Below are 25,831 nucleotides of genomic sequence, written 5' to 3'. Positions count from 1 at the left end.
GAAGTTAAGTCCCACACTCACGATCTGAGTGTCTTTCTACTCACACGACGACGGGAACAGTACTCACTTTTGAGGCGCGCCAGAGCAATTTAATGGTGGCAATACAAGTAGCCGGAATCGGCGATTGCGCCAATGGTGCTCTCGCGACAGTGGCGCCAGGAAAGGCTGCGTTGCGCCCGCCGACTGACACAATCCCTACGTGAAACTCCTGCCGCCGGCCCGCCCCGCAATGTGTTCGGCAATTGCCATCGACGATGTTGCGCCGGGGGAGGGCGCATTGCGCACGTGCATGACACGGCTGCTGCCGGTGATGACAAAGTCGTCCAACAGCGACCCGTCGGGATTCATCGCCTGCGCGCGGATTCCCCTGCGGTCCCGCACGACGTCGGCCACAGCCAGCTCGGGGACGTAGGCCCTGGCAGCCTCGACAAATGCGCGAGTGCTCACCACTGTCCTGGCCTCGCGGAATGCCGCCGGCACGTTTCCGGCGGCAAAGCGCCAGAACCCGCCAAAAAAGGCCACCTCGGCAAGATCCGGCGCCGAGAATTCCAGCCTCCGGTATGCCTCGCGACCGCCTGCCAGAAAGGCGTTGGGACCCACCATGACCTCGCCGTCAATGCGTTTGGTCAGGTGCACGCCGAGGAAAGGGTATTTGGGGTCCGGGACGGGGTAGATCAGGCCGTTTACGAGCGTCCGTTTGGCAGGACGAAGCAGGAAGTAGGCGCCAAAGAATGGCACGATCCGCGGGTTCCTGCCGTCGCCGGATCTGGCGGCCAGGCGGTCGGACTGCAACCCGGCACAGTTGATGGCCAGGTCAAAGGACTCGGTTTTGCCGTTGGCGGTCACTGTCGACTGCGCCCCGGCGTCCACCACCGAGGCAACCTCATGGGCCAGCCGCAAGGTGCCGCCGGCGTCCGTGAAGTCCGCGGCGAGTGCCCGGGTCACCGCCTTGTAGTCGGTGATGGCCGTGGTGGGGGAGTGCAGGGCGGCCAGTCCGCGGGCATGCGGCTCAATGGTTGCCAGTTCAGCACTGCCGATCATCCGCACGCCCGGCACTCCGTTGGCCACCGACCGTTCAAAGATGGCGTCCAACCGGGTGACCTCCGTGTCGGTGCGTGCCACCACCACTTTCCCGCACTCCTGAAACGGCACGCCCCTGCGACCGGCCAGTTCACGCAACAGGTCCCCGCCGCGTCGGCACAGCAGGGCCTTCAGGCTCCCCGGTTCGTAGTACAGCCCGGCATGGACCACGCCGCTGTTGTGCCCGGTCTGGTGGGCGGCCAGTTCCGCCTCCTTTTCATACAGGACCACCTCGGCGGCCAGGCCGGATACCAGCAGCTCCCGGGCCACTGCCGTCCCAATGATTCCGCCGCCGACGACGGCGGCCCTGATCCTTGTCACAATGCGTTCCCTTCGAGGAGGTGCTTTTTCAGGGGCGTGGGGTCCGACGGCGGCGCGGCCGCGGAAGCCAGCGGTTTGCCGAATTCCGTGCCAGGCGTTGAAGCTCCCTGCCCGTGCGCCAAAAGTCTCAACATGACCCCAGCGTAGTTCCACCACGCCTGGATGGGATGTTGCGGCGGCAACGAGGCGCGGCAGACAAGGTAAGCCACCCCTCAGATGCCACCACAACCAATCAATGCAACAATTAGGTGAGATGGATGTGACGTATTCAGTTGTGTCCGGAGCCGTTCGAACAACGGCCAGACGCACTATTGCCGAGGAGCACAATTTTGGTGACAGAAACCACCGTGCACGACCACACCGGGCCCTTGACCGATACGGAAGTGGGCCGGATCCGCAACGACTTCCCCATCCTTGACCAAGAAGTCAATGGCAAGCCGCTGGTCTACCTTGATTCCGGGGCCACCTCGCAAAACCCGCTCAGCGTCATGGAGGCGGAGCAGGAATATTACGAGCAGCGCAATTCCGCTGTGCACCGCGGCGCCCACTCGCTCGCCGTGGAGGCCACTGACGCGTTTGAGGATGCCCGCACAGCCGTTGCCGCATTCATCGGCGCCAATGACAACGAGCTGGTCTGGACCGAAAATGCCACAGCCGGGCTGAACCTGATTGCCTATTCCTTTGGAAATGCAAGCGTCGGCAAGGTCTCCGAGGCTGCGAAGAAGTTCGCCCTGACAGCCGGCGACGAAGTCCTTGTGACGGAGATGGAACACCACGCCAACCTGATCCCGTGGCAGGAATTGTGCCGCCGCACCGGCGCCACCTTGCGCTTCATCCCCATTCACGACGACGGCACCCTGGACATGGACGCCGCCGCGGCCCTCATTAACAAGAACACCAGGGTCCTGGCCTTCACCCACGTTTCCAACGTCACAGGCGTCATCAACCCGGTTGCCGATCTGACGGCCATGGCCCACAAGTTTGGCGCCCTGGTTGTCCTGGACGCCTGCCAGTCGGCCCCGCACCTGCCCCTTGACGTCAAGGCCCTCGACGTTGACTTCGCCGTGTTCTCGGGCCACAAGATGCTTGCCCCGACGGGCATTGGCGGCGTCTACGGCCGGGCCGAACTGCTCGATGCCATGCCGCCCTTCCTCACAGGCGGGTCCATGATCACCACAGTGACGATGGAGGAGGCCGCCTACCTGCCGTCACCGCAGCGTTTCGAGGCCGGCACCCAGCCCATCTCCCAGGCCGTGGCCCTGGCCGCAGCCGCCAACTACCTGCAGGAAACCGGGATGGAGCGCATCCATGCCTGGGAAGCGGAACTGGGCCAGCGCCTGGTGGCCGGGCTGGAAGGGATACCGGGAATCCGGGTCCTGGGTCCGGCGTCGGGCATCCCCAGGGCAGGCCTGGCCTCCTTCGAGGTGGCAGGGGTGCACGCGCACGACGTCGGACAGTACCTTGACGCTGCCGGCATCGCCGTCCGCGTGGGCCACCACTGCGCCCAGCCCCTGCACCGCCGCCTCGGCTTGAGCGCCTCAACCCGCGCCAGCACGTACTTGTACAACACAACAGCCGATGTTGACGCGTTCCTGGCCTCGGTGGCCGGGGTGCGCGGCTACTTTGGCGTGGAAGGGGCGCAGGCATGAGCGCGTTGGATTCGCTGTACCAGCAGATCATTTTGGAGGAGTCGAAGACCCGCCGCGGTGCCGACCTGCCCGCGGACCAGCTCGACGGGCTGCACCTGCCGGCCAATGTCGGCCAGTGCCACCAGCTCAACCCGGTCTGCGGGGACGAGATCACCTTGCGGATTGAGACTGCAGGAGACGAGGTGGCCGGCATTCACTGGGCGGGGGACGGGTGCTCCATTTCAATGGCGTCGGCCTCGATCCTCAGCGACATGGTGGTGGGCCTTGGCCGGGCCGAGGTGGCGTCGTTGATCGAGAGCTTCCGCGAGGTCATGCGCTCCCGCGGAAAGCTGGTGGCGGATGAGGAAATTCTCGGTGACGCAGCCGCATTGTCGGGTGTCTCGAAGTTCCCTGCCCGGGTCAAGTGCGCCATGCTGGCCTGGGTTGCAGCCGAGGACGCGCTGAACCAGACACGCTAGTTCAGCCCCGGCTAAACGGTGCCGCGTGCGGTGCGCAGCGCCCGCCGCCTGCGCACCGACCACACGAACAACACCAGCAGCGCCCCAATGAAGGCACCCGAGGTGTTGGCGATGATGTCGCTCAACGCGGGGACACGGTCGGGCAGCAAGGTGGCCTGCGCAAGCTCAACCAGCCCGGAGACGGCGGCCGCAATGACGACGGACAACCACCACCGCCTGCGGGGCAGGCGCAGCACCGCAACGATCCCGAACGGGACGAACAAGAGGATGTTGGCGGCAAACTCAACCTTGCGGTAGCCGATGAACCACTGCGGCAGGCCGTGGGTGTGCAGCCACTGGATGACCGCAGTGAGGGCGCTGTCGATGGGCCTGTCCACCGGCGACGGCCAGAACAGGATGCCCGCCAGCACGGCAAAGTAGACGACGGCAACAATGATGGCCACTTTGTGGCTGAAGGTGCTCACAACAATCCAATCCAGGGCCGACAGCTACTGCTGGTCGGGACGCTGCTGGTAGATGTCGGGGATGCCGTCGTTGTCCTCATCCAGTTCCTCCAGTTCAGCAATCTTGCGGTAGTGCCGGTTGCGGCTGCGCAGCACGACGGCGGCGAGCAGCGCCGCGATCACCGAACCTGTCAGGATGGCCACCTTCGCATGGCTGTAGTGGGGGGATTCGCTGCCGAAGCTGAGCTCGCTGATCAGCAGGGAGACGGTGAAGCCCACCCCTGCCAACAGCGCAAGGCCAACAACATCGATCCAGGCCAGTCCGTCGTCGAGCTCTGCCTTGGTGGTTTTTGTGACAAGCCAGGTGGTGCCTAGGACGCCGATGAACTTGCCTGCCACCAGGGCCAGCACGATGCCTATGGCCACGGTGTCGGCGAAGGCGCTCTTGAGCCCGGCGATGCCGCCCAGGGCAACTCCGGCGGAGAAGAACGCGAACAGCGGCACGGCCAGGCCGGCGGAAATGGGGCGCATGAGATGTTCAAAGTGTTCGGCCATGCCGGGTCCCGCGTCCGGTCCGCCGCGTTTTGCGCTGCGGATGACGGGGACGGCGAAGCCCAGCAGCACGCCGGCCACAGTGGCGTGGACGCCTGATGCGTGGACCAGGGCCCACGTTGCGGCGGCCAGCGGAATGAGCAGGTACCAGGAGCGGATGCGCTTTTGCGCCAGCCAGGTGAAGGCCAGCAGCGGCAGAACGGCCAGGGCGAGGAACTGGAACTGCATTTCGCCCGGGTAAAAAACGGCGATGATGGCGATGGCGATGAGGTCGTCCACCACTGCCAGGGTCAGCAAGAAGGTACGCAGGGCGCTGGGCAGGTGGGTGCTGATGACTGCCAGCACGGCCAGGGCAAAGGCGATGTCGGTTGCGGTGGGGATGGCCCAGCCCTTGAGTACTTCCGGGCCGGCGGAAAGGTTCACCACCACAAAGAACAGGGCAGGGACGATGACCCCGCCGACGGCTGCGGCGATGGGGACGACGGCGCGGGCCGGGTTGCGCAGGTCGCCGGCCACAAACTCCCGTTTGAGTTCCAGCCCGGCGACAAAGAAGAAGATGGCCAGCAGGCCGTCGGACGCCCAAGTGCCCAGGGACAGGTTCAGGTGCAGGGATTCCGGGCCGATGCGGAAGTCGCGGAGGCTGAAATAGCCGTCCGCCAGCGGGGAGTTCGCCCAGACCAGGGCGATTACGGTGGCTGCCAGCAACAGGGCCCCGCCCACTGTTTCGGAACGCAGGATGGTGCTGATCCGAACGGATTCACCATAGCTGCCACGGCTGAAAATGCGGGGACGGTGAGCTGGTTTCATAGGTGCTGCTGCTTTCGATTGCATGATTGACGATGAACCTTTTGGGCTCACCAATAACATTGCCGACCAGACTTCCCGGCGCACCTTTTGTCCACTTTACATGGGAGCGGGGGTGGGCCTGGCCGGCCCACCGGCGAGCCCGGAGCGTGTCGAAGGAGATGGGCGGGTAAATTCGTAAGCCATTCGACGCCAAGGTCTAGCCGTTTGGCAGCAGACGTTTCGACCATCGATGGGCTTCAATGGAACAGACTGCCTAATGGGGGCATGATTTTTAGTTTAAGGAAACAATCATGAAGAAAGTTATGAAGGCTGCCATTGCCGCCGGAGCTGCTGGTGCATTGCTGCTTGGGGGAGCCGGCACGATGGCACTCTGGACTGGGAGCGACAATGTTGACGCGGGCACTGTAACCACCGGCAGCCTGACGCTTGACGCAACCGCCGCAGGCGTCTGGACCGACACCAGCGTCGACGCGGCAACCATAGATTTTGATCCGGCTACGGACCACATCGTCCCGGGCGACACCGTTACCTATGCCCAGACCGTGACCATCGGTGCAGACGGCAAGAATCTCAAGGGCGAACTGACAGTGGGGACACTTGACGCAGTTCCTGCGGCATTGGCCGATGACGTCACCGTCACAGTTACCGCCGCACCCACCGACCCGAATCTGACGGTTGCCGGCAGTGTCGTGTCGTTCGCCGTGCCGGGAAGCTATGAGGTCCCGGTCACCATCACCGTGGCATTTGCCGCCGGCACCGCAGGCTCAACTGCAGACACCACCATGAACACGCCCATCGACCTGACGGCCCTGTCCCTGAACCTGAACCAGGTCCGCCCGTAACCAGGCGCGAATCCCGGGTGTCAGCATGCCTAAACCCCTGAAGGCCGCCATAGCAGCGGCCGTGCTTTTGGTGCTCTTCATGAGCGCCCAGGGCACGGCCGCACTTTGGCGTGCCGAGGGGCAGCTCGAACCCGGCATCATCAAGACCGGAACCCTGTCGCTGGCAGCGGGCAACGGAACAATCAGCTCACAGACTTACGTCTTCACGGAGCTTAATACGTCCACGCTGGCCCCCGGCGGGTTCGTCCAGGCGCCGCTGACCATCAGCAACACCGGGACAGCGGACCTGCGCTACACCTTGAACGGTGCCGTCTCTGCCACACCGACGCCGGGTGCGGCGGATGCGGCCCTGACCGCCGCCGTCGAGCTTTCGGTGCACGTTGTGGCCGATGCCGTGGACTGCGACGCCGGCACGCCAAACCCCGGCGCCGCCCTGTACCAAGGACCGCTGGGCGCGGCAGCTGACTTTGCCGCGCCCCGAAACCTTGACACCGGCAGTGCAAGCGAGATTTTGTGCGTGCGCGTGGCCTTGCCCAACACTGCGCAGCAGGCAGCGGCGGGCGGCACCCTTGAACTCCAGCTCGCCTTCCGGGCCGAGCAATTCCGGGGCGGCCGGCAATGACGGCCCCGGCGCTCGTGGACGCCACGGCACCCCCGACAGAAGCACCACACGCCGCACCCATGAGCCGTCGCGCGGCAAAGTCACAGCGTGAAAAAACCGGCGTGATGTGGTGGATCGGCCAGACGGCGTCGTGGCTGGTGCTGTTTGTCGTGCTGGCGCTGGTGGCAGTCATGATCGTGATCCCGCGGGCTGGCGGAGCGACGGCGTATACGGTTCTGACTGGTTCAATGCGTCCTGGCCTGCCGCCGGGCACCCTGGCCGTGGTCCGCCCGGTTGGCCCACTGGAAATCCGCCCCGGCGACGTCGTCACCTACCAACTCAAATCCGGCGAACCCGGCGTCGTTACCCACAGGGTGGTCGGCGTCGGGGCAACCACCGGCGGGGAGCAGCGCTTCACCCTCCGTGGCGACGCCAACAACACCAACGATGCACCGATCCTGCCCGAGCAGATCCGCGGCCGCCTCTGGTATTCGGTGCCCCTGTTGGGGTTCGTCAACTCCGCCATCACCGGGCAGCAGCGCGCCCTGCTGCTCGGCCTGACGGTGGCCGCCCTGCTGGGCTATGCCGCGTTCATGTGCGCCAGTGCCCTGCGCGACCGACTCCGAAAGGGCCCCAAGCGATGACGCCATCAACCCGCCGGCACCGCGCCGCAATGGCGGCAGTTGGCCTTGCACTCCTAAGCACGACGGCGGCACCCGCTTCCGCCCAAACCCCACCGGCCGCTGTGGAAATGGGTGCGGCGACGTTCGTCGGGGCATCGGAAGTGGATGTGGCACAGGGTGGAAATGAAGCCGCCCTTGCCTACAGCCCCGACGGCGTGGACTATTCAACAGCCGTACCGGATTTGTTTGCCCACTCGCCCAAGCTGGTGCCCGGGGAGACCATCGAGGAAAAGCTGTGGGTGCGCAACGACAATGCGATGGCTGTCGACATCTCCGTCGCCGCGCTGACGCCAGGGGAGCCCGCGTGGCAGGGTGCCGGCCAGGCGCCCCAGTCCGAAGTCTCGCTGGATCCAGGGGCTGCGGGTTCGCTGCTTGTCCGGCTGTCGCTGCCCGCGTCGTCGGGCAACAACAGCCAGGGGCAGACCCAAGCCGTGCAGCTGCGCGTGCACGTAAGCGAGTCGGTGCCTGGCCGGAGTGGGGAACCACGAGGCAATGCTGCTGTTCCCGATGCTGTCGGACCCGACACATTGGGGAACACTGGGGCCACCGCCGGAGTGTGGCCGCTGGCCCTTGCTCTGCTGCTGGGCGGTGCCGGGGCATGGCTCGGCACGCGCAAGCGGAGCCGCCGGAAAGACGAAGCCGTTGACGGTGTGCCGGCACGATTTGAAGGAGATGGCCTGTGAACACTCACGAAGCGAGCAGGGACGACGCGGCGGCGCCGAGTGTGCGCGGAATTCGACCACTGAGTGGGCGTCTGTCCCTGCGCAACAATCTCACATTGCGCAGCCCGCGGCGCGTCCGACAGGTGCAGGCCTTGCTGTCTCTGGGCCTCTTGGCCGGTTTCGGTGCCGTCTCAACGTTGGCTGCGTGGACCGGGGGAGCAACGGCAACGGCGACCATTGCTGCGGGTACTGTCGGCATCGGCGTGGGGGCAACGGGGGACACTGCGTCGGAGAACTATGAACTGCCCATCGGTGGCAGCGATTGGTATCCGGGAATGAGCCAGGCCGCTGTTGTGAGCGTGAAGAACAACGGCACCTTGAATGCGCAGTACACAGTTTCCGGAACTATTACGGAGAAAGACAGCGGAACACTAGGGAAGGGCCTGGCAGTGAAAGTGACCAACGGAGGCGTTGTTGGTGGAGCCACCTGCAATGGTGAAGTTGTGCTGACGAAAGCCGACAATGGTCCTTTTGCCGCTGGAGCAACACCCCCGGAGCTGGAAGTCGGCATGGACCAGACGCTCTGTGTGCAGTATTCGCTGCCGCTGACGGCACCCGGCACACTGCAGGGCAACTCAACCACTGTCACGCTGACGTTCACTGCGACGGCAGGGCTGAACTGACGTGGGGACCATGACCGGGAAATCGCAGCGGACGACAGTGGAACGCATCTTGTTCAACGCCGGGGCCGTCTTGGGCTCACTGTGCCTGGTGCTGGCCGCGCTGGCGCTTGTTTTTGGACTGAAACCCTTGATTTTTACCTCCGGTTCCATGGGGCCGGCGATTCCCACGGGTTCCCTGGCGCTTGCCGTTCCCGTGGCTGCTGCCGAGATTTCACCGGGCGAGGTGGTCTCCGTTGTGGCAGCCGACGGAACCCGGATCACGCACCGGGTGGTGTCCGCCGATCCTTCTGCCGGGCTGGTGCTGAAGGGCGACGCCAATGGTGTGGCCGACCTCCAGCCCTACACCGGGGCCACAGCCCACAGGGTGCTGTTCAGCATTCCGGGGCTGGGCTATCTTGCCAGCTGGATGGCTTCGCCTTGGATGTTCCTGTTGGGTGGATTGTTCTGCGCCTACCTTGTCTACGTGGCGTTTTTCCGTCCGGCACCGCGGCCCTCGCAGGAAGGCGGTGACAATCGTCCCAGCAGTGGTGGGCACGGCGCAACGGAACCGGAGCCCGCCCGGTCGGGAACCCGGCGTCGTGCATGGTTGGGGATAGGTGCGATCGTGACAGCCCTTGCTGTGGTGGTCCCGCTCGGGGTTGTGAACCGGGTTGAGGCTACCCAGGCGGCCTGGGCCAGCAGTGCCGCGGCGTCTTCGGCTCTGACTTCCGTAACTCCCGCCGCGCCGACGAACATGCACTGTGGGAATGCCGGCAATGACATTGCCAAGCTACGGTTTACGTGGGTAGCCCCGAACCAGTCGCCCACCGGTTATCGGATCGTTGCAGTCGAAACCAACAGCAGCGGTGCCATTAAGTCAGGTGGCATGACCAAAACGGTGGATATCTCTGGGGTCGATACATCATTTGAGACTGCAATCGGCGCAGGAACTTCCGGGTTACTGGGCTCCTTGATTGGTGCGCTTCTCGGCCTAACGTCATATTTCACTATCACCGTAACCGCTAGCTACGGCGGCAATTGGGTGTCTACGCCCACGAGCTTTACAAAGATCAAGGCAACAACTCCCATAGTGCTTGGCTTGATTGGGGAATACCGACTGACGTGTTCTGCAAACCCTGGTTAGGGTCAGACTGTCTGACTAGACACCGGAGCCGTCGGTCCAAACCGAAACCGTGCCAAACAAAAAGGTGGCGGCGGGTTTGACAACCCGCCGCCATCTGTTTGCGCAATGAAAAATTTAGCTGTGCTTGTCCAGCCATTCCTGCGCCAGTGTTGCCTGCAGGTTCAGCGCACGGCCGATGACGGGCTGGGCGGCCGAGGCAAACGTTCAGTCAATGAAGCTGTCGTTGAAGCCTGGTGAAGGCCTATTACCGACGGTTATGGGCTTGCTGGACGGAATTCTGGGCCTTCTCTGGCCGAAGCCACTGACTCGCCAGCGGGCTCAGCCGCGAAGGCGCCAGACCGGTAGCCAGCAGCCCGAATATTGAGGTCAGGCCACGTCGACGTAGGACGCTGTCAAGTGACAAGCGGTCTGATTCCCGCACACCCGGAGCGCCGGCAGTTTCGTGGCAGCGGCGGCGTGACTCCCACATTCCAGTAAGCGTACGAGGTCATTGACCAGTTCTCCCAGACGGGCAGCCCCCACCATTGTGCTGGAACTGCGCAGGCTCAGAACCGCATCCAGGGCATCCTTGGTGTGGCCGGATGCTACGGCGTCTTGGATGCGTTCATAACGCCCGGGCCACATTTCTACGTACCGGCACACAAAGTTGCGGCATAGGGCCCGCTCGCCGTCCAGGGAATCTTCAAGTGAGCGCAAAGTCGCGCTGCACACGAGAGGCAATTTAGTGGTAACCATGCTCTCCGTATGCCTCCTGACAGTCTGCTGCGGCTGAGTTAAACCTTGTGCTGACTATTAACTCTAATGCCCCGAAGCGTTGATTTGATGTGTTATTTGGCTAATTGTCCGCAACTTGCGTGAAGCTTAAGCAACGAGCCGGAATCGGGACTTTAACCCCTAACCTTTTGGACAGGATGTTAGCGGCTTTGTGCAGTATCTTGAGCATTTCTTGAGGGTTCGATTTGCTCGACGGGGTGCGGCATCCCGGTGTTTCCGTTGACAGTGGACAGACATCCTGGCAGCACAAAACTGATGGTGGTGCCCACCCCACGCTCACTGTGCAGGCTGATGGTGCCGCCGTGCGTCGCAATAATCGCCTTGGAAATCATCAACCCCAGGCCGATCCCCGGAATGGATCGCTGCACGGCTGACCTGGATCGGAAGAACTTGGTGAAAACCTCAGCTTGTTCCGCGCTGTTCATGCCCATGCCCGTATCCTGAACCTCGCAGCATAGATCGGCACCTTTCGCCCATGCCCGCACCGTCACTGCACCGCCGTCGGGGGAGTATTTCACCGCGTTGGACACCAAGTTGTCGAGTACCTGCCCAATCCTGCGGCCGTCGATGAACGCCTCCAGTGGTGCCCGCACCTGGGAGCCCAGTGTGACCCTGTTGTTCTCTGCCGCCGGAGCCGCCGAACCCAGGCTGTCGGCGACAAGCTGGGCAACGTCAGTCCGCGCCACTTGAAGCGTCACCGAATCGGTGGTCAGCAAATCCGCAACCAAGGAATTTAGCCGGTCCACATTCCGGGAGGCAATGGTCAGGTAATTGCGGACTTCCGGAGACAACTGCCCTGGATCATCCAGAGCCATTTCCAAATATCCCTGGATGGACGTCAGAGGGGTCCGGAACTCGTGGGAAACATTGGAGACAAAGTCGTTCTTGGCCTCCAAGGCAGCCATCATGTCCGTCACGTCATGGAACGCGACCACGGCACCGTCGAAGTTTCCCTGCGCATCCCTCATGGGTCGTGCCGCGGTGGAAACTGCCCGTGCCTTTTCTCCAGAGCCCAGCCACACCAGATAGTCGGTGAATTCTTCACCCCTAACGGCGCGGCGAACAGGACGTTCCTCTGCAACCACTGGCGTAACAGCGTCCGCGGCGAAAACCAGCAGCTGCTTTTCCTCCGGATCGGCAATGTCGTCAGGGAGTGCGAACTGGTGGAGGGCTCTCTGTGTAGCGTTCATCAGCATGTCATTGCCGTCTGCATCCACCACAACCAAGCCGACCGCAACCGCATCCACGACCGTTTCCAATAGCCGCTCGCGCTGCCGGCTCGTCTCCAACGAGGCCCGCAGCAGACCATCCTTTGCTACCAGCGCCTTGCGTTGGACGTTCATTGCGTTCGTCACTGCGACCACGGTGGTGGCGTAGGCGAGGACGACTATTGGGAAAAGCAGCGGCCTGGCCAGCTGTGCCGGCGTGAAACCGCTGGGGGAAGTCAGGATCGGAAACCACACGATGAGCAAGGCAGCAACCACGCTGACAACGACGGAAGTTCGTTTGGCCACCCCTGACGACGCCAGCCAATAAACGGGAAAGAAGACCAACAGGCCGACGGCTGAAAGGAACTGCTCATTTCCTCCGCGGAATAGGGCAATGGCCAAAAAATCCAAATACGGGATGACGAGGAATGCACTCTTCGGAAGCTTTCCCCACGGAATGGCAAAAGCTGCCAGCAACAAGATGACGTGCATCATGAGGGCGGCCAAAAACAAGGGCTGCTGAAATGACTGCGGATAGACAACAGCGGCAATAATCACGGCAACCACCATGACCAGGGATAGGGGCAGCTGCGTCAGGAAGACCCGCTTCCGCGCGCCGTGCGGCAGGAAAAGATGACTGTCCAATTGGTCCCGCACGCCGGTGGGCATAATTATTTCTTCCATCCTTCAACGTTGCTGCTCTGCCAGTGTGTGGCTGCCGTGCGACAACACGGCGGCCCGTGAGGCACCTTGAGAAACTTGGCCACCGCGCGCCGGGCGCAATGAGCTGTCGTTATCGATAATGTCACACTGGGCAAAAATCGGACTCCGGTGCCTTAGGTCTTTGAAGGCAAATCTGAAAATTTCCTTGATCAGGCTTGAGGCGGCCTTGATCTCCTCTTTCGTCTTGAGGATCGGGCAGGTTTCCTGCGGCTTTCTTAGGGAGATCTTCCGGGTTTTTGGTGCTGTTTCTTGATGTGGTGGCGGCATTGTTGTTCTCATCGGCAGGCACACCTGCTGAGAAGAACACAAACAAGGGGTCTCACAATGAACAAGATGGCTAAAGGCGCAATTGCAACAGGTGTTGGCATCGTCCTGCTGGCTGGTGGCGGCGGAACGTTGGCTACCTGGAACCAGGCGAGCGACGCTTCCATGGGCAAGGTTGTTGCCGGTGACTTGAACCTGGTTCCGGCCACTGCAGGTGTGTGGACGAATGCTTCCGGCACTGTGGTCACCGTTGCCGACTACAAAGTGGTTCCCGGCGACACCTTGACTTACACGCAGCCACTGAACGTGACGTTGTCAGGTGACTTGATGGTTGCCAAGCTGACAGTTCGAGGCACCTCCGTCGACGACGGATTTGGCGCCAACGCAACGGTGTCGGCGACGACTTTGAAGAAGAGCGACACCACAGAGGTATTGCCGGCAACCGATCTGCATGCTGCAGACAGCGGAGTCGTCACGGCGTCGACCACATTCACCTTCAACAAATCAACCACAGGCCGGAACTCCGTGAAGGCCACCGCTGACCTCAGCGGGATCGGCTACGAGCTCGTGCAGCAGGCCCCGGTGAACAGCAACACCAAGTAGCCGCAACGCAGACCCCGGTGGTGTGCCTGGCCCGCTCGGCACACCACCACCCCACGGACGGAAGAAGACATGAAAAGCACCCACGCACTGAAAGCAACCGGCCTTGTGCTGATTGCGGTGATGCTGGCGCTGTTCACCGTCCAAGGAAGCTACGCACTCTGGAACTCGGGTGCCAGTTCCAACGCCGGGACTGTCCAGGCGGCTGATTTTCGGATCAGCCTGGCGGACACCATCACCAGCCGGACCACCAACATGACCTTGGACAACGGGACGGCAGCAACGCTGTCGCTGAGCACCACACCCGCCGGGGTTGTCATCCCGGGACAAAGCACCTACGCAGGTGTGCAGGTGGGCAATGTGACCAATGCCGGCGGGGAATTTACCGTTCGTGCAAGCACAGCGGCACCTGTCATCAACAACAATGCCGGATCGCCGCTGGCGCCTTACCTGGCGCTCAGGGTGGTGGCCGCGACATCGCTGGCTGAGTGCAACCACCCGGAACTGTATGTCGGGGCGGCATCGTTCGGGACGTCAACAGCCGACATCGCGAAGGCAGGCACTGGTGTGTTCTGTTTCCAGCTCACGCTCGATGCCAGCATGCCGGCCAGCCTCGGCGGTCAAACGGCACAGATCGCCATCCCGATCACCGTCAACCAAGTTTAAGAAGGAACACCGTGTCTGTTACCAGTCCAGCCAACACCTCTGCTCGATCCCGCCCAGTGGAGTCCAGCCGCGGGAACGCGGCCGCTGAACAGCACCGCGACGGGTTGTTGCTGATGATTGGCCGCGGAGTGTCCTATGTCCTGCTGCTCGCCGCGGCTCTCGCTGCCCTGGTGATGATAGTAGTTCCGCTGGCCACCGGATCACAGACATACTCGGTGCTGACCAATTCCATGGCCCCCAAATATGCTCCAGGAACTTTCCTGGTCGTCAAGCCCGCACCATTCGACGATCTTCGCGTCGGTGACATCATTACCTACCAGATCGAGTCAGGAAAACCCGATGTCATCACCCACCGAATCACCGCCGTGGGAGCGACCCAGGCTGGTGCGCGGGTCCTGACCACCAAGGGCGACAATAATTCCCTGGCGGACGCATCGGCCGTCCAAGAGGTTCAGGTCAAGGGCAAGCTGTTCTACGCAGTGCCGTACATGGGTTTTGTTGCCAACGCGGTGGGGCAGCAACGTGACGTCATTTTACCCATTCTCGCCGTGGGATTCATCGGATTTGGTGCCTTGAGCATGATCAAGGGTGCCGTTGAGAAGAGCCGCAACAAGAAAACGGATCGACACAGCAGCTGACCCACAAAGTCCCGCGTCGGTGGCAACATCGCCACCGACGCAATGCCAACAATGTTTAGGAGCACAAAAGGCCATGTTCAAGGAAAATCACGGCGGGGGCTCATTTGGGTCTGCAGCGCCAGCAGCCAAACAGCACACCTCGCCCTCGCCGTTCGCAACACCGGCACGGCAAGAACATCTGTCCCGCCAGGGCAATTGCACTTGCGAGCCCGATCTCCAGGCCACAGCGCCACAGCCGCTGCGTCTCTCTCCGCCGGCGGCTGCGCTCCGCTCATCGATGGTTGGCCGCTGGCCGCTGTGGCCGTGCTCCGTCTGACCATGGATCTGGGCTTGCCGGAAGCCCCCTTCCGTGTTCCGCCAGCTGCAAAGTAGTGTGGAAGCCACTGCTTACAACCCCTGGACCTGGATTGTGCCGGTCAGCGGATGCTTGTACATATTCGCCATATCTCGAAAACGGAGCATAACCAGATGAGTTCAGCAGGGCCACAGCAACCAGAAGGGAACAGGGGTGGCAGTTCACGGCATGCCAACCGCGGGTTGCGCAGAGTGCCCGTATTCACCACGGCAGCAGTGGTCTTTCTCCTCATCGTCCTGTTGGGCGCGGGCGGAGCAGCGATTGCCACCTGGAACCAGAGCGCCACGGTTGCCATTGGGATCACGGCAGGGGCTGCACCCACCACCAGCCCGGCTCCGACGCCCACTCCGACCCCGACGCCCACGGTGCCGCCGTCCCCAGCAGCGAACATCCTGCCAAACCCCAGCTACACGGCAGTGCCTGCGGCGTGGAGTGCGAATCCAGTTACGTGCGGCACCAACGGAAATTCTGGCACCTTTACCTTCAGCTGGACCAAGGACCCCACCCCCGGCATCAGCTATGTTGTGTCATTCAAGTTGAAGTCCGCGGCTGGCTACTCGACGACGGAAACAATTACTACTTCAAGTTTCAGCCGCTCACTGGGCAATAACCCCTCCGACTCGGGGGAGTATGTTCTTCGAATTCAGGCGATGCTCAATGGCGCCGTCGCCGGTGACCCGATCTACACGACTCTCCTGTACACAGCCAAGGGAGCTTGGAGCTGCTCCACGGGCGCTGTGGGACAATCGCCCCTGGGTGCTTTCGCGGTCAGCACGGCTGCCATGGCTCCGCGCCCCAATGACAATGTTCTCCAGGTCAATTGGACGGCGGCCAGCGGCGCCACCAGGTATTTGGTGACCGTCAAATCCACAACTACGGCCTCAAGCTACGGGGCGGAGTTTGCGCCGGCAACGCTGGGCGTCACTATTATTTTCCCGCCACGCGTATTTGACCAGCAGGGAGTTCCGGCACCTCAGGGTGCATATTACGGGCGGTATTCGATTCGCATCATGCCCATGAACGGAAACCAGGCTGGCGACCCCGTATACAAAACAGTCGATTATCAGCCCACCGGAACCACTGTTTTGTGATCACCACCAGCCAGTCATGACTCGATGGCACACGCTGGAATGACAAAACCCAGGGTGGCAACCACCCCTTGTCGGCTCGCCGTGGTTAAAGTGCCGCCGCGGTTCCCGCCCGGAAAAACTTCTTGAGCACGCCGGCTAGTTCGAAAGCTCTCCTGCCGGGGCTGGTGTCCTTGACCCGACACCAGGGATCGGTTCCATCCGCCCACGCACGCGCGGTGAGCGTTCCGCCGTCGGGCGCCTAATTCACGGCGTTCGAGATCAGGATTACACCCGTTGACAGGTACTTCTTCCGAAGCCGGTGCGCTGGCCGCTGTGGGACATTGGTGCGGCTGATTCACAATCTTGATGATCGGAATGGGAAGAACCAAGAGGCCGCCACATCCGATGATGCCATACTGGAGGTACAACCGGGTCTGGGAGCCCGGAAACCGCCTATCAGGCGCGCATGTCAAACGGTCTTAGCAAGTTTAGTGAGGGAAAAATGGACAATCCTCGTGTGGCAGTCATCGTTGAGGATGACCAGGATATCCGGGAACTTATCAGCGTGATCCTCAATCAATCAGGATTTGAGGTCCATGCTGCCAGCAACGGCGCTGATGGTGTGGAAGCGGTCCGGGCCAACAACCCCTCCGTCGTGACCCTGGACCTGGGCCTGCCTGACATTGACGGCTTTGAGGTGGCGCGGCAAATCCGGCTTTTCAGCGATGCCTACATCATCATGCTGACGGGGCGCGCCGATGAAATGGACACCCTGCTCGGTTTGGAAAGCGGTGCCGATGACTACATCACCAAGCCGTTCCGACCCCGGGAGTTGCGCGCCAGGATCAGTGCCATGATGCGCCGCCCGCGGGTTGCCGGTGGCAGTTCGCCAGCCGCCGCAGCTGAGAGCGCCACGGTGACTGCCGGAAATCCGGAACCCGACGGTGATCCCCTGGAGGAAACCCCAAGCGGTCCAGAGCCAAGCAATGCGCAGGAGGTCAACGGCCTGGTCCTGAACAGCGGGGACCGGACCGCGGAGGTGGACGGCACCGAGCTGGAGCTGACACGCACCGAGTTTGACCTGCTCCACGCACTGGTGGACAGCGGCAAACAGGTGCGCAGCAAGTCAGACCTGGTGCGCCGGCTTCGCGGGGAAGAATACGACGTGGGCACGTACATCAGCGATTCCGACGAACGGACCATTGAGGTCCACATGGCAAACCTGCGCCGTAAATTGGGCGACAACCCGCGTGAACCGCGCTGGATCAAAACGGTTCGGGGCGTCGGCTACCGATTGGTCCACTAGGCCGTGCTGCGCGCCCCTGGTGAGTTCCGGCCTTACGGAGCAGGCGCCCCGACGGTGTCATAGAGTGCGTAGTCATCAGTGGTCAGTGTCCCGTTTTGGAAGACGTTGAGGCCAAAGCTGATGGCGGTGGCTCCGGCAGGGAGCGCGGGGGTTGCCCATACGGCCTGCACGTAGCTCTGCGTTGAAGCGAACCAGGGGCTCGATGTCCAGTAGGTCCACGTGCCGTTGGCGGCCTTGTAATAAGCGGCAAATTGCGTGGGACCCGATGAGGTGTACCAGGCCCGCATCGAATAGGTGTGTCCGGCAATTCCCGCGGGTGCGCAGCTGCTGGCATCCAGGCTGGGAAGCAGCTTCGCGTCGCCGTTCGCATACCCGGTCACTGACACAGTTTCTGCCTTGGCTCCGGTGTGTGCTGCGGTACTGGCGCTAAAGACAGGGGTGTTGGTCCCGTAGCTTGACGCTTGCCAGCATTGCGGCAGCGTGCCAGTTCCGGCGATTTCCAGGCTCGCGTTCTGCACCAGGTTGGTTCCCGAAGGCGGCGGCGGTGGTGGCGGAACTGCGGCGCCGTCAAACATGGCGTAGTCATCAGTGGTGATCGTTCCATTGCTGACAAGATTCAGGCCAAAGCTGATGGCGCTGGCTCCAGCGGGCAGCGGCGGTGTGGTCCACGAGGCCTGTTGATAGGTGGTTGCGGCTGTGAAGAATGGGCTGGCCGTCCAGTAAGCCCATGATCCCAGGCCGGTCCGGTAGTAGACCTCAATTTGGGTGGGGGCGTTGGACTTGTACCAGCCAGACAATGTGTAGGTGTGACCGGCAGTTGCGTTGGGGGAGCAGCCTCCCAGATCCAACGCCGGCAGCCACTTCGCATCACCATTTGCGTAACTGGTCACTGTCAGTTTCGCGGCCCGGGTTCCCGTCCGGCCGGGAGACACCGTGCTGAATGCTGCGGTATTGGTGCCATAGCCGCCGTTCTGCCAGCATTGCGGCACATTGTTCGTCAGGGTTTCCAGCCCGGGATTGGTGACCATGTTGCTGCCGACGGGTTTTGCGGACACGTCAGGACCGGAGACCAGGGCCTTGACGGTGCCGCCAATCACCTGGTCAACGGTCTTCACCGTTGTGGTTGCGGGGCGGGTCTTTAGCCACGTGGCAAACTGGGTGAAGAGCGACGGTGAAATGGTGAGCGGGTCGGTACTGCCTGTGCCGATGTGGTGAAAGGTGAGCTCGACCCATCCTCCAGCCGTCTCCGCCTGGGTGACAGTTTTTTTCAGGTCTGCCAGTTTCCACGTGTTGTCCACCTCGTCGGGGGCCATGATCATGTAGGGATCGGCAGGGGGGATGGTCTCCGCCAGTGGGCAGCCGTTGCAGCCAAATCGAGTTGAGATGTCGCCCAGGCCGCGTGCACTGTTGTACCCGCAGTTCTTTACGATGGTCTCAGTCGCTGCTGTCAGGGAAGCAAAGGGATAGGCGAAGCTGGTGATGCGGAATCCCCAGTTGCTCAGGTTGACGCGGTCGTTGCAGACTTGCCGGGTCGCCTCATCCGCTGGCAGCGTGGCCAGATCCGGGTGGGTCACAGTGTGCCCGGCAATCTCATGCCCGGCAGCGGCCAAGGTCTGGAGATTGGCCACCGTCATGTACCCGGGCTGGTTGACATAACCGGAGGGCACGTAAAAAGTTCCGTGCAGTCCGTTGTTTTGCATGATGGTGGCTGCAGTGAGTTGATCCGCGTTCCCATCGTCGAACGAGAGAGTTACAACTGTCGGTGCCGCGGCCTGCGCGGGGGCAGCGACGGCGCCCACGAAGAACGCGGCAAGAGCAAAGACTATGGCCGAGGCTGTCAATTTGGCGGCCCATTGGGCACGTTTCTTCGTGGTGAAGGGTCTTTGACTGCCACGGTGGTGCATTGCCTTGCGTAACATCTGGAACTCGCTTCCTATGCCAACCTGCACGAATTCGGAGCCGAGGTTTGGCGGCCTTCCGTTGACTTTTGTCTGGTCCGAGTTGATGGCCTTCCGAGTGTCTCCGTGGGGTTGTGGAGCCCATTGGCACAGTCTTAGTGAAGGTGGCCTCGGCGTGCTGTTTACAGGATGGCGGGCCGGAAACCAAGCGTCAATAGGACGCGTACCGAAAAAAGTTAAACGGGTATTAAAGCAAGTGTTCAGGCGTGGCGGACCATGCAGCGTGGACAGTTGATTCTCACGGCTGCTTGCACGGTGCACGGGTCCCTTAAACAGCTGTGGCGCACAAACCAGGTTTGTGCGCCATCTGCTGTGTTCTTTTCCAGCGGCAGCGGCGCCCGGGTGAGCCGGGCGCCGTCGTGCTTAAGCGTGGAACATCAGGAGTGCGTGTTGAGCCATTCCTGCGCCAGTGTTGCCTGCAGGTTCAGGGCGCGGCCGATGACGGGTTCGGCGGCGGAGGCGATCTTCGCGCCGAGGAACGGCACGCTCGACTTGACCTCACCCGTGAGCTCAACCACCGTGGCGTCGCCGGCAACAACCAGCTTCTGCACTGCGGAAACATCCACGGGTGCCTTGGCCACTGAAAGCTTGATGGTGTTGGTGCGGGAGCCGTCGGCGGCCGGCGCACTCCAGGACTCGTCCTGCGTCACGGTCAAGGTTTCACCGAGCACCTTTTTGGCGATGTCAGGCATCCGTGCTGTGGGCAGCGTGCGCACCGTCTTGGTGGTGAACGCGCCGGTGGTCGGTCCGCTGATCGTGAACGACTTCAGCTCCCCGCCCACAGTTTCGCTGACATGCTTGATGAAATCGGCGTTGGCAAAAACTTCTGTCACACGCTGGGCCGGGGCCGAGAGAGTCGTTGAGGCGGCAAGCGCCATGGTTCCTCCAAGATAGGGGGTGTGTTTGGGGCAGTTCCTAGGATACCAAGGCCGGGCCTCCTGCGAGTAAGCTGGAAATGGTCCCGGGACTTCTTTGGAATTCCGGGCTTTCGTGCTGTCCGGCACGGGAAGCAATGAGGAGAATATCGCCCATGAGTCTTGCAGGGTTGCGGACCGCACTTTCAGCTGATCCCGTCTTCGCCCGGGTGCGCAGTTTCGCGTCGGCAGATCCTGCCACGCGCAGCACCGACGTGGCCTTCAGCGCCCCAGCCGGGATGCGCCCCGTGCTCCTGGCCGAGGTGGCCGACGGGCTGGCCGAGCGTGCCACTGCTGCCGCGGCTGCCACTTCTGCCGCCGCACCCGGCGGGGTGGGGATCGTCCTTGCCGTTACTGCGACCGGCCGCGAGGCCGAGGACACGGTGGCGGCCCTGCGCTCCTACCTGCCCGAGGGCTCCGTGGCAGAGTTCCCCAGCTGGGAGACCCTCCCGCACGAGCGGCTGTCCCCGCGCTCCGACACCGTGGGGCGCCGCCTTGCCGTGCTGCGCCGGATTGCGCATCCCGAGCTCGACGCCGGGACCCGCCTCCGGGTGGTCGTGGCACCCATCCGTGCGGTTGTGCAGCCGCTGGTGGCCGGCCTGGGCGAACTGGTGCCCGTGCGGGTGAAGGTGGGCGAGGAGATCCCGTTCACCGAACTCATCAAGAGGCTGGCCGATGCCGCCTACGCCCGCGTTGACATGGTCACCCACCGCGGCGAGTTTGCCGTCCGCGGCGGCATCCTTGACGTCTTCTCGCCCACCGAAAACCACCCGGTCCGGATCGAATTCTTTGGCGACGAGGTGGAAGCGATGCGTTGGTTCAGCGTCGCCGACCAGCGCACCTTGACCTCGGTGAAGGGCAGCATCGCCCACCCCGCCGAACTGTATGCGCCGCCGTGCCGGGAAATCCTGATCACCCCGACTGTCATGGGCCGGGCAGCGAAGCTCAAGGACAGCATGCCTGCCGCCGCAGCCATGCTGGAAAAAATTGCCGGCGGCATCGCCGTGGAGGGCATGGAGTCCCTCGCCCCGGCCCTGGTCGACGGCATGGTTGCCATGACGTCACTGCTGCCCGCCGGCTCCATCACGGTGGTGCTGGATCCGGAAAAGGTCAGTGCCCGGGCACACGACCTGGAATCAACGAACGAGGAGTTCCTGGAAGCGGCCTGGTCCACGGCTTCCGACGGCGGCAGCGCACCCCTGGACCTGGCCTCGGCCTCCCTCTCCGGCGGGGGCGGCATTGACCTGGCCTCGGCCGGATTCAAGTCCCTGGCCGAAACCCGTGAGGCGGCCCTTGGCCACGGAGTGAGCTGGTGGACCATGAGCGCACTGGCCCAGGACGAAGAGCTGGAAACAACCACTGACGTGATGAACCTGCACGCCCGCGAACCCCGCGGCTACCGCGGCGACGTGGCCGAAATGATGGAGTTCATCGGCTCACGGATCAAGGACCAGTGGCGCGTGGTCGTGGCCACCCAGGGCCCCGGCCCGGCCCAGCGCCTGGCCGAGCTGTTCCACGAAGCCAACATCCCGGCGTCGCGCGTTGAATCCCTGGATGCGGAACCGCAGCCGGGCATCATCGAGGTGACCACGGCGGACACCGGCCGCGGCTTTGTCCTGGACTCGCTGAAGCTGGGACTGCTGACCGAGGCCGACCTGCTCGGCCGGGCCTCCGCCGTCTCGACCCGGGACATGCGCAAGATGCCCTCCAAGCGCAGGAACGCCGTCGACCCCCTCCAGCTGCAGGCGGGCGACCATGTTGTCCACGAGCAGCACGGCGTCGGCAAATTTGTGGAGCTGATCCAGCGCAAGGTGCCCGGGGCCGGTGTTGGGGGCGCGGCCGGGCTGCGTGAATACCTGGTCCTGGAATATGCGCCGTCGAAGCGCGGGGCGCCGGGCGACAGGCTGTTTGTGCCCACCGACCAGCTGGACCAGGTGACGGCCTATGTTGGCGGTGACGCGCCCGCGCTGTCCAAGATGGGCGGTTCGGACTGGGCTGCCACCAAGGGCAGGGCGCGCAAGGCCGTCAAGGAGATTGCGGGCGAGCTCATCCGCCTGTATTCCGCACGGATGGCAAGCCGCGGGCACGCGTTTGGGCCGGACACGCCCTGGCAGGCTGAGCTGGAGGAGGCGTTCCCCTATGTGGAGACGCCCGACCAGCTCGTGGCCATCAACGAGGTCAAGGCGGACATGGAGAAGGAAGTTCCCATGGACCGGCTGATCTCCGGTGACGTGGGCTACGGCAAGACCGAAATTGCCGTCCGTGCCGCCTTCAAGGCTGTCCAGGACGGCAAGCAGGTGGCCATTTTGGTGCCCACCACGCTGCTGGCCCAGCAGCACTTCGAGACGTTCAACGAGCGCTTCTCCGGGTTCCCCATCCAGGTCCGGCCGCTGTCGCGGTTCCAGACGACCAAGGAGTCCAAGGAGATCGTGGAGGGTGTCCGGGTGGGGACCGTGGACGTGGTCATTGGCACGCACAGGCTGCTGTCGAAGGACTTCGCGTTCAAGGACCTGGGGCTGGTGATCGTTGACGAGGAGCAGCGCTTTGGTGTTGAGCACAAGGAAGCGCTGAAGAAGATGCGCACCAACGTCGACGTGCTGGCCATGAGTGCCACCCCGATCCCGCGCACGCTTGAAATGTCCATGACGGGCATTCGTGAGACCTCGACGCTGGCCACCCCGCCCGAGGAGCGCCACCCCGTGCTGACCTATGTGGGGGCCCACAGCGACAAGCAGGTCGGTGCCGCCATCCGCCGGGAACTGATGCGCGAGGGCCAGGTGTTTTATGTGCACAATCGGGTTAAATCGATTGAGCGCACCGCCGCCCACATCCAGCAGCTGGTTCCCGACGCCCGCATTGCCGTGGCCCACGGACAAATGTCCGAGTCACGGCTGGAGCAGATCATTGTTGACTTCTGGGAGAAGCGCTTTGACGTGCTCGTGTGCACCACCATCATTGAAACCGGCCTGGACATTTCCAACGCCAACACGCTCATTGTGGAGCAGGCCAACAACTACGGGCTCTCGCAGCTGCACCAGCTGCGCGGGCGTGTGGGCCGCGGGCGGGAGCGCGCATACGCCTACTTCCTGTATCCGGCGGACAAGCCCCTGGGTGAGGTGGCCCTTGAGCGGCTGAAGGCGGTGGCTGCCCACAACGAGCTGGGTGCCGGCATGGCCCTTGCCATGAAGGACCTTGAAATCCGCGGGGCGGGCAACCTGCTCGGCGGGGAGCAGTCGGGCCATATCCAGGGTGTTGGCTTTGACCTGTACATCCGGCTGGTGGGCGAGGCGGTGGCCGAATACCGCGGCGAGGGCGAAGAGCGGCTGGCCGAAATGAAGATTGAGCTGCCTGTCAACGCCCACCTGCCGCACGACTACGTGCCGGGGGAGCGGCTGCGCCTTGAGGCCTACCGGAAGCTTGCCGCGGCTGTGACTGTGGAAGGCATAGCCGAGGTTCAGGCGGAACTGGAGGACAGGTACGGCGAGCTGCCCCCGGCCGCCGTCAACCTCATCGCTGTGGCCCACTTCAAGGTCCTGGCACGGGCCGCCGGACTGTCGGACGTGGCCCTGCAGGGGAACTTCATCAAGTTTGCCCCTGCCGACCTGCCCGAATCCAAGGTCATGCGGCTGACCCGCATGTACCCCGGATCGATGGTGAAGCCGGCGTTGAACTCGGTGTTGATCCCCAAGCCCAAGACCGCACGGATCGGGGGCCGCGATTTGGCCGACGCCGAGGTGCTCACATGGGCGCAGGGCGTGCTGGAGGCGATCTTCGAAACGGTCCCCGCGAACGTGGCAGGCAGTGCCCTCAGGCGGTGATGGTTATGGTGCGGTCCACGACATTTTTGGACGTTTCCGACAGCGGCTGGCTGTGTGAACGGGCATGGGACCTCAGCAGGGTGAAGGCTTCATCGATGGTGACGTTGGCTGTGTGCGCAATGACGCCCTTGGCCTGTTCAATCACGATTCTGCTGTTGAGGGCCCGCTGGAGCTGCTCGTTGACCACGTCGCTTTCCCGCAAGGCACGTTCTTGCAGAAGGCTGATGGTGGCGACGTCCGCAAACGCCTGGGCAATGGCTGCATCCTCGGCGCTGAGTGGCCCTGCTTCGTGACGGAACAGGTTCAGGGCGCCGATGGTGTGGCCCCGCAGTCTCATCGGGACTGCATGAACCGACACGAAGCCCTGGGAAAGTGCGGCGGCCTGAAAGTGAGGCCACGGGGCACCCTCTGAGGCAATGTCATTGATCGCGACAACGGTGCCCGTACGGAAACAATCGACGCACGGTCCAACTCCGGCCTCCAGCTGGAGCACCTCCACGAGTTGGCTTTCCTCGCTAGTGGAGGCCATGACTTGAAGGTCACCTGCAGGATCCACCAGCAGGAGACCAGCAGCGGCTGCATCGAGGAGGGCGACTGATTCATCAACAAGGGTGTGAAGCAGGTCGACGACATCGTAGTCAGCCACCAAGGTATCCGCTATCTTTACGAAAGCGGCACTCACGCGCCGGGCGCGGCTTAAGATCGCCATACTCGGATTCTACTCCACGGAAGCGCTGGCATCGTCCCCCCCTTGCGGTGTGAAGTCCAATATTCTACTAACCACATCGCGTGATACCTCGCGCACGGTGCGGCCCTGGGAAAAAGCGTGGGCGCGCAACAGCAAAAGCGCATCAGTGGCTGACGTGCCCGCTTGGGCCAGGACCATGCCTGTCGCCTGATGGACTTCCCTGCGCGACAGCGGGGACATCTCGCGGGCAGGATCGCCGAGGCCACCCTCGCCGCCGGGGGCGACGGGGGTGACGGTCAAAATATGCCGCAACAATTGCCACGCGGCGGCATCGGCGAGCTGAATCGCCAACGAATGATCAACCGGGCTGAGGGACCCGGGAGTTGAGCTGTAGAGTTCGATGACACCCAGGTCTATGGCCCCCAGCTGAAGCGGAAACACGAAGATGGCTGCGACGTCGTAGTCCAAAAGAGCCTTGGCAAAGACGGGCCATGCGGAATGTCGATCCGATTTTACATGCGGGAGCAGCACCGGCCTGCGGGTTTGCAGGGCCTCCCACCTCGGTCCCTCGCCCAAATCGAATTGCAGCTCGTCGATCCGGGCGGAGACCGCGTCACTGGCGCAAATCGAGGTCTCCGGGGCATTTCCGGGAAAGGCTGACAAGGAGATTCCGGATATGGGCAGCTTCAACAGGAAATTCGCGCACAACTCTGCGGCGAAGCGCTCGAATCCCGGCGGAAATGGTTCCATCATGTGGTGCCTTCGTGCACGGCGGCGGCAGCGGTGAAGGTGCACGATGCAGCATCTGGGCAGGCATTGCGAGGCACAGGGCCGCACCTCCTTGGGCTTTGTCAGAGTGCTTTGAACGGACTGCGGGACAACTGGTGTTACTACAGCCTATGCCTCTTCCGCGACGCCGCGTTCAGGCGGATGCCGGCGGTCCCT

General features: G+C 62.9%; 23 protein-coding genes. 14 read left to right on the top strand and 9 right to left on the bottom strand.

Annotated elements, in window-relative coordinates:
* Window positions 1-195 precede the first annotated feature (195 nt).
* Window positions 196-1,401, bottom strand: coding sequence for an L-2-hydroxyglutarate oxidase (gene lhgO / locus AC1L6K_RS17080; protein WP_480950028.1), 1,206 nt, complete (start codon window positions 1,399-1,401; stop codon window positions 196-198).
* Between the two features lie 332 nt (window positions 1,402-1,733).
* Between lhgO and AC1L6K_RS17075 the strand changes: the two genes are divergently transcribed.
* Together AC1L6K_RS17075 and sufU are read left to right on the top strand one after the other, a co-directional pair.
* Window positions 1,734-3,050: a cysteine desulfurase gene (locus AC1L6K_RS17075; protein WP_480950027.1), complete on the top strand. Its 1,317-nt coding sequence runs from the start codon at window positions 1,734-1,736 to the stop codon at window positions 3,048-3,050.
* A complete protein-coding gene (sufU, locus tag AC1L6K_RS17070; protein ID WP_480950026.1) occupies window positions 3,047-3,508 on the top strand; it encodes a Fe-S cluster assembly sulfur transfer protein SufU in 462 nt (153 codons plus the stop codon). The genes AC1L6K_RS17075 and sufU overlap by 4 nt, the downstream gene beginning before the upstream one ends.
* 11 nt (window positions 3,509-3,519) lie before the next feature.
* On the opposite strand, the gene AC1L6K_RS17065 is transcribed toward sufU, so the two are convergent.
* Complete coding sequence (locus AC1L6K_RS17065; protein ID WP_480950025.1) at window positions 3,520-3,972, bottom strand: VanZ family protein; 453 nt, start codon at window positions 3,970-3,972, stop codon at window positions 3,520-3,522.
* Window positions 3,973-3,996: 24 nt separating this feature from the next.
* Complete coding sequence (gene nhaA / locus AC1L6K_RS17060) at window positions 3,997-5,334, bottom strand: Na+/H+ antiporter NhaA (protein ID WP_480950024.1); 1,338 nt, start codon at window positions 5,332-5,334, stop codon at window positions 3,997-3,999.
* A 266-nt stretch (window positions 5,335-5,600) separates the two neighbouring features.
* Here nhaA and AC1L6K_RS17055 point away from each other — a divergent pair, with 266 nt between their 5' ends.
* The 6 genes from AC1L6K_RS17055 to AC1L6K_RS17030 are packed head-to-tail and all read left to right on the top strand — an operon-like array spanning window position 5,601 to window position 9,904.
* A complete protein-coding gene (locus AC1L6K_RS17055) occupies window positions 5,601-6,152 on the top strand; it encodes an alternate-type signal peptide domain-containing protein (RefSeq protein ID WP_480950023.1) in 552 nt (183 codons plus the stop codon).
* A 25-nt stretch (window positions 6,153-6,177) separates the two neighbouring features.
* Window positions 6,178-6,774, top strand: a complete 597-nt coding sequence (locus tag AC1L6K_RS17050) for a hypothetical protein (RefSeq protein ID WP_480950022.1) — start codon at window positions 6,178-6,180, stop codon at window positions 6,772-6,774.
* Window positions 6,771-7,397, top strand: coding sequence for a signal peptidase I (locus tag AC1L6K_RS17045; protein WP_480950021.1), 627 nt, complete (start codon window positions 6,771-6,773; stop codon window positions 7,395-7,397). The genes AC1L6K_RS17050 and AC1L6K_RS17045 overlap by 4 nt, the downstream gene beginning before the upstream one ends.
* Complete coding sequence (locus AC1L6K_RS17040; RefSeq protein WP_480950020.1) at window positions 7,394-8,119, top strand: LPXTG cell wall anchor domain-containing protein; 726 nt, start codon at window positions 7,394-7,396, stop codon at window positions 8,117-8,119. The genes AC1L6K_RS17045 and AC1L6K_RS17040 overlap by 4 nt, the downstream gene beginning before the upstream one ends.
* Window positions 8,116-8,781 carry a hypothetical protein gene (locus tag AC1L6K_RS17035; RefSeq protein WP_480950019.1) on the top strand — a complete coding sequence of 222 codons (666 nt, stop codon included), beginning with the start codon at window positions 8,116-8,118 and terminating at the stop codon, window positions 8,779-8,781. Before AC1L6K_RS17040 ends, AC1L6K_RS17035 begins: the two co-directional genes overlap by 4 nt.
* A gap of 10 nt (window positions 8,782-8,791) precedes the next feature.
* On the top strand, window positions 8,792-9,904 hold the full coding sequence (locus AC1L6K_RS17030; RefSeq protein ID WP_480950018.1) for a S24/S26 family peptidase: 1,113 nt from the start codon (window positions 8,792-8,794) through the stop codon (window positions 9,902-9,904).
* A 914-nt stretch (window positions 9,905-10,818) separates the two neighbouring features.
* Here the strand turns inward: AC1L6K_RS17030 and AC1L6K_RS17025 are convergent.
* Window positions 10,819-12,570, bottom strand: coding sequence for a sensor histidine kinase (locus AC1L6K_RS17025; RefSeq protein ID WP_480950017.1), 1,752 nt, complete (start codon window positions 12,568-12,570; stop codon window positions 10,819-10,821).
* A gap of 3 nt (window positions 12,571-12,573) precedes the next feature.
* The gene (locus AC1L6K_RS17020; protein ID WP_480950016.1) at window positions 12,574-12,888 is read right to left on the bottom strand and encodes a hypothetical protein; all 315 of its coding nucleotides are present in this window, start codon (window positions 12,886-12,888) and stop codon (window positions 12,574-12,576) included.
* A 54-nt stretch (window positions 12,889-12,942) separates the two neighbouring features.
* Here AC1L6K_RS17020 and AC1L6K_RS17015 point away from each other — a divergent pair, with 54 nt between their 5' ends.
* The 5 genes from AC1L6K_RS17015 (at window position 12,943) to AC1L6K_RS16995 (ending at window position 17,508) form a co-directional block, all read left to right on the top strand.
* A complete protein-coding gene (locus tag AC1L6K_RS17015; protein ID WP_480950015.1) occupies window positions 12,943-13,476 on the top strand; it encodes an alternate-type signal peptide domain-containing protein in 534 nt (177 codons plus the stop codon).
* Window positions 13,477-13,545: 69 nt separating this feature from the next.
* Complete coding sequence (locus AC1L6K_RS17010) at window positions 13,546-14,139, top strand: hypothetical protein (RefSeq protein ID WP_480950014.1); 594 nt, start codon at window positions 13,546-13,548, stop codon at window positions 14,137-14,139.
* 11 nt (window positions 14,140-14,150) lie between these two features.
* Window positions 14,151-14,777 (top strand): signal peptidase I, encoded by a 627-nt coding sequence (locus tag AC1L6K_RS17005; RefSeq protein ID WP_480950013.1) that lies wholly within the window; start codon window positions 14,151-14,153, stop codon window positions 14,775-14,777.
* Between the two features lie 546 nt (window positions 14,778-15,323).
* The gene (locus AC1L6K_RS17000; RefSeq protein WP_480950012.1) at window positions 15,324-16,223 is read left to right on the top strand and encodes a hypothetical protein; all 900 of its coding nucleotides are present in this window, start codon (window positions 15,324-15,326) and stop codon (window positions 16,221-16,223) included.
* A 481-nt stretch (window positions 16,224-16,704) separates the two neighbouring features.
* Complete coding sequence (locus tag AC1L6K_RS16995; RefSeq protein WP_480950011.1) at window positions 16,705-17,508, top strand: response regulator transcription factor; 804 nt, start codon at window positions 16,705-16,707, stop codon at window positions 17,506-17,508.
* A 32-nt stretch (window positions 17,509-17,540) separates the two neighbouring features.
* Here the strand turns inward: AC1L6K_RS16995 and AC1L6K_RS16990 are convergent, their stop codons facing one another.
* Both AC1L6K_RS16990 and AC1L6K_RS16985 read right to left on the bottom strand, forming a co-directional pair.
* On the bottom strand, window positions 17,541-19,427 hold the full coding sequence (locus AC1L6K_RS16990; RefSeq protein WP_480950010.1) for a polysaccharide deacetylase family protein: 1,887 nt from the start codon (window positions 19,425-19,427) through the stop codon (window positions 17,541-17,543).
* A 416-nt stretch (window positions 19,428-19,843) separates the two neighbouring features.
* Window positions 19,844-20,344, bottom strand: a complete 501-nt coding sequence (locus tag AC1L6K_RS16985) for a DUF2505 domain-containing protein (RefSeq protein ID WP_480950009.1) — start codon at window positions 20,342-20,344, stop codon at window positions 19,844-19,846.
* Between the two features lie 152 nt (window positions 20,345-20,496).
* On the opposite strand from AC1L6K_RS16985, the gene mfd reads away from it, so the two are divergent.
* Window positions 20,497-24,198, top strand: a complete 3,702-nt coding sequence (gene mfd, locus AC1L6K_RS16980) for a transcription-repair coupling factor (RefSeq protein ID WP_480950008.1) — start codon at window positions 20,497-20,499, stop codon at window positions 24,196-24,198.
* On the opposite strand, the gene AC1L6K_RS16975 is transcribed toward mfd, so the two are convergent.
* Entirely contained in the window at window positions 24,188-24,907 is a 720-nt protein-coding gene (locus AC1L6K_RS16975; RefSeq protein WP_480950007.1) for a GAF domain-containing protein, read from the bottom strand. The genes mfd and AC1L6K_RS16975 overlap by 11 nt on opposite strands.
* A 9-nt stretch (window positions 24,908-24,916) precedes the next feature.
* Complete coding sequence (locus AC1L6K_RS16970) at window positions 24,917-25,639, bottom strand: GAF and ANTAR domain-containing protein (RefSeq protein WP_480950006.1); 723 nt, start codon at window positions 25,637-25,639, stop codon at window positions 24,917-24,919.
* Window positions 25,640-25,831 lie beyond the last annotated feature (192 nt).

Source organism: Specibacter sp. BI4, assembly GCF_056680095.1.
This window is presented reverse-complemented; position numbering and strand designations above follow the sequence as displayed.

Coding starts and splice junctions, on each gene's coding strand:
- sufU (WP_480950026.1), top strand. CDS start 3,047: ATGAGCGCGTTGGATTCGCTGTACCAGCAGATCATTTTGGAGGAGTCG.
- nhaA (WP_480950024.1), bottom strand. CDS start 5,334: ATGCAATCGAAAGCAGCAGCACCTATGAAACCAGCTCACCGTCCCCGC.
- AC1L6K_RS17055 (WP_480950023.1), top strand. CDS start 5,601: ATGAAGAAAGTTATGAAGGCTGCCATTGCCGCCGGAGCTGCTGGTGCA.
- AC1L6K_RS17050 (WP_480950022.1), top strand. CDS start 6,178: ATGCCTAAACCCCTGAAGGCCGCCATAGCAGCGGCCGTGCTTTTGGTG.
- AC1L6K_RS17045 (WP_480950021.1), top strand. CDS start 6,771: ATGACGGCCCCGGCGCTCGTGGACGCCACGGCACCCCCGACAGAAGCA.
- AC1L6K_RS17040 (WP_480950020.1), top strand. CDS start 7,394: ATGACGCCATCAACCCGCCGGCACCGCGCCGCAATGGCGGCAGTTGGC.
- AC1L6K_RS17030 (WP_480950018.1), top strand. CDS start 8,792: ATGACCGGGAAATCGCAGCGGACGACAGTGGAACGCATCTTGTTCAAC.
- AC1L6K_RS17025 (WP_480950017.1), bottom strand. CDS start 12,570: ATGGAAGAAATAATTATGCCCACCGGCGTGCGGGACCAATTGGACAGT.
- AC1L6K_RS17020 (WP_480950016.1), bottom strand. CDS start 12,888: ATGAGAACAACAATGCCGCCACCACATCAAGAAACAGCACCAAAAACC.
- AC1L6K_RS17015 (WP_480950015.1), top strand. CDS start 12,943: ATGGCTAAAGGCGCAATTGCAACAGGTGTTGGCATCGTCCTGCTGGCT.
- AC1L6K_RS17010 (WP_480950014.1), top strand. CDS start 13,546: ATGAAAAGCACCCACGCACTGAAAGCAACCGGCCTTGTGCTGATTGCG.
- AC1L6K_RS16995 (WP_480950011.1), top strand. CDS start 16,705: ATGGACAATCCTCGTGTGGCAGTCATCGTTGAGGATGACCAGGATATC.
- AC1L6K_RS16990 (WP_480950010.1), bottom strand. CDS start 19,427: ATGTTACGCAAGGCAATGCACCACCGTGGCAGTCAAAGACCCTTCACC.
- AC1L6K_RS16985 (WP_480950009.1), bottom strand. CDS start 20,344: ATGGCGCTTGCCGCCTCAACGACTCTCTCGGCCCCGGCCCAGCGTGTG.
- mfd (WP_480950008.1), top strand. CDS start 20,497: ATGAGTCTTGCAGGGTTGCGGACCGCACTTTCAGCTGATCCCGTCTTC.
- AC1L6K_RS16975 (WP_480950007.1), bottom strand. CDS start 24,907: ATGGCGATCTTAAGCCGCGCCCGGCGCGTGAGTGCCGCTTTCGTAAAG.
- AC1L6K_RS16970 (WP_480950006.1), bottom strand. CDS start 25,639: ATGATGGAACCATTTCCGCCGGGATTCGAGCGCTTCGCCGCAGAGTTG.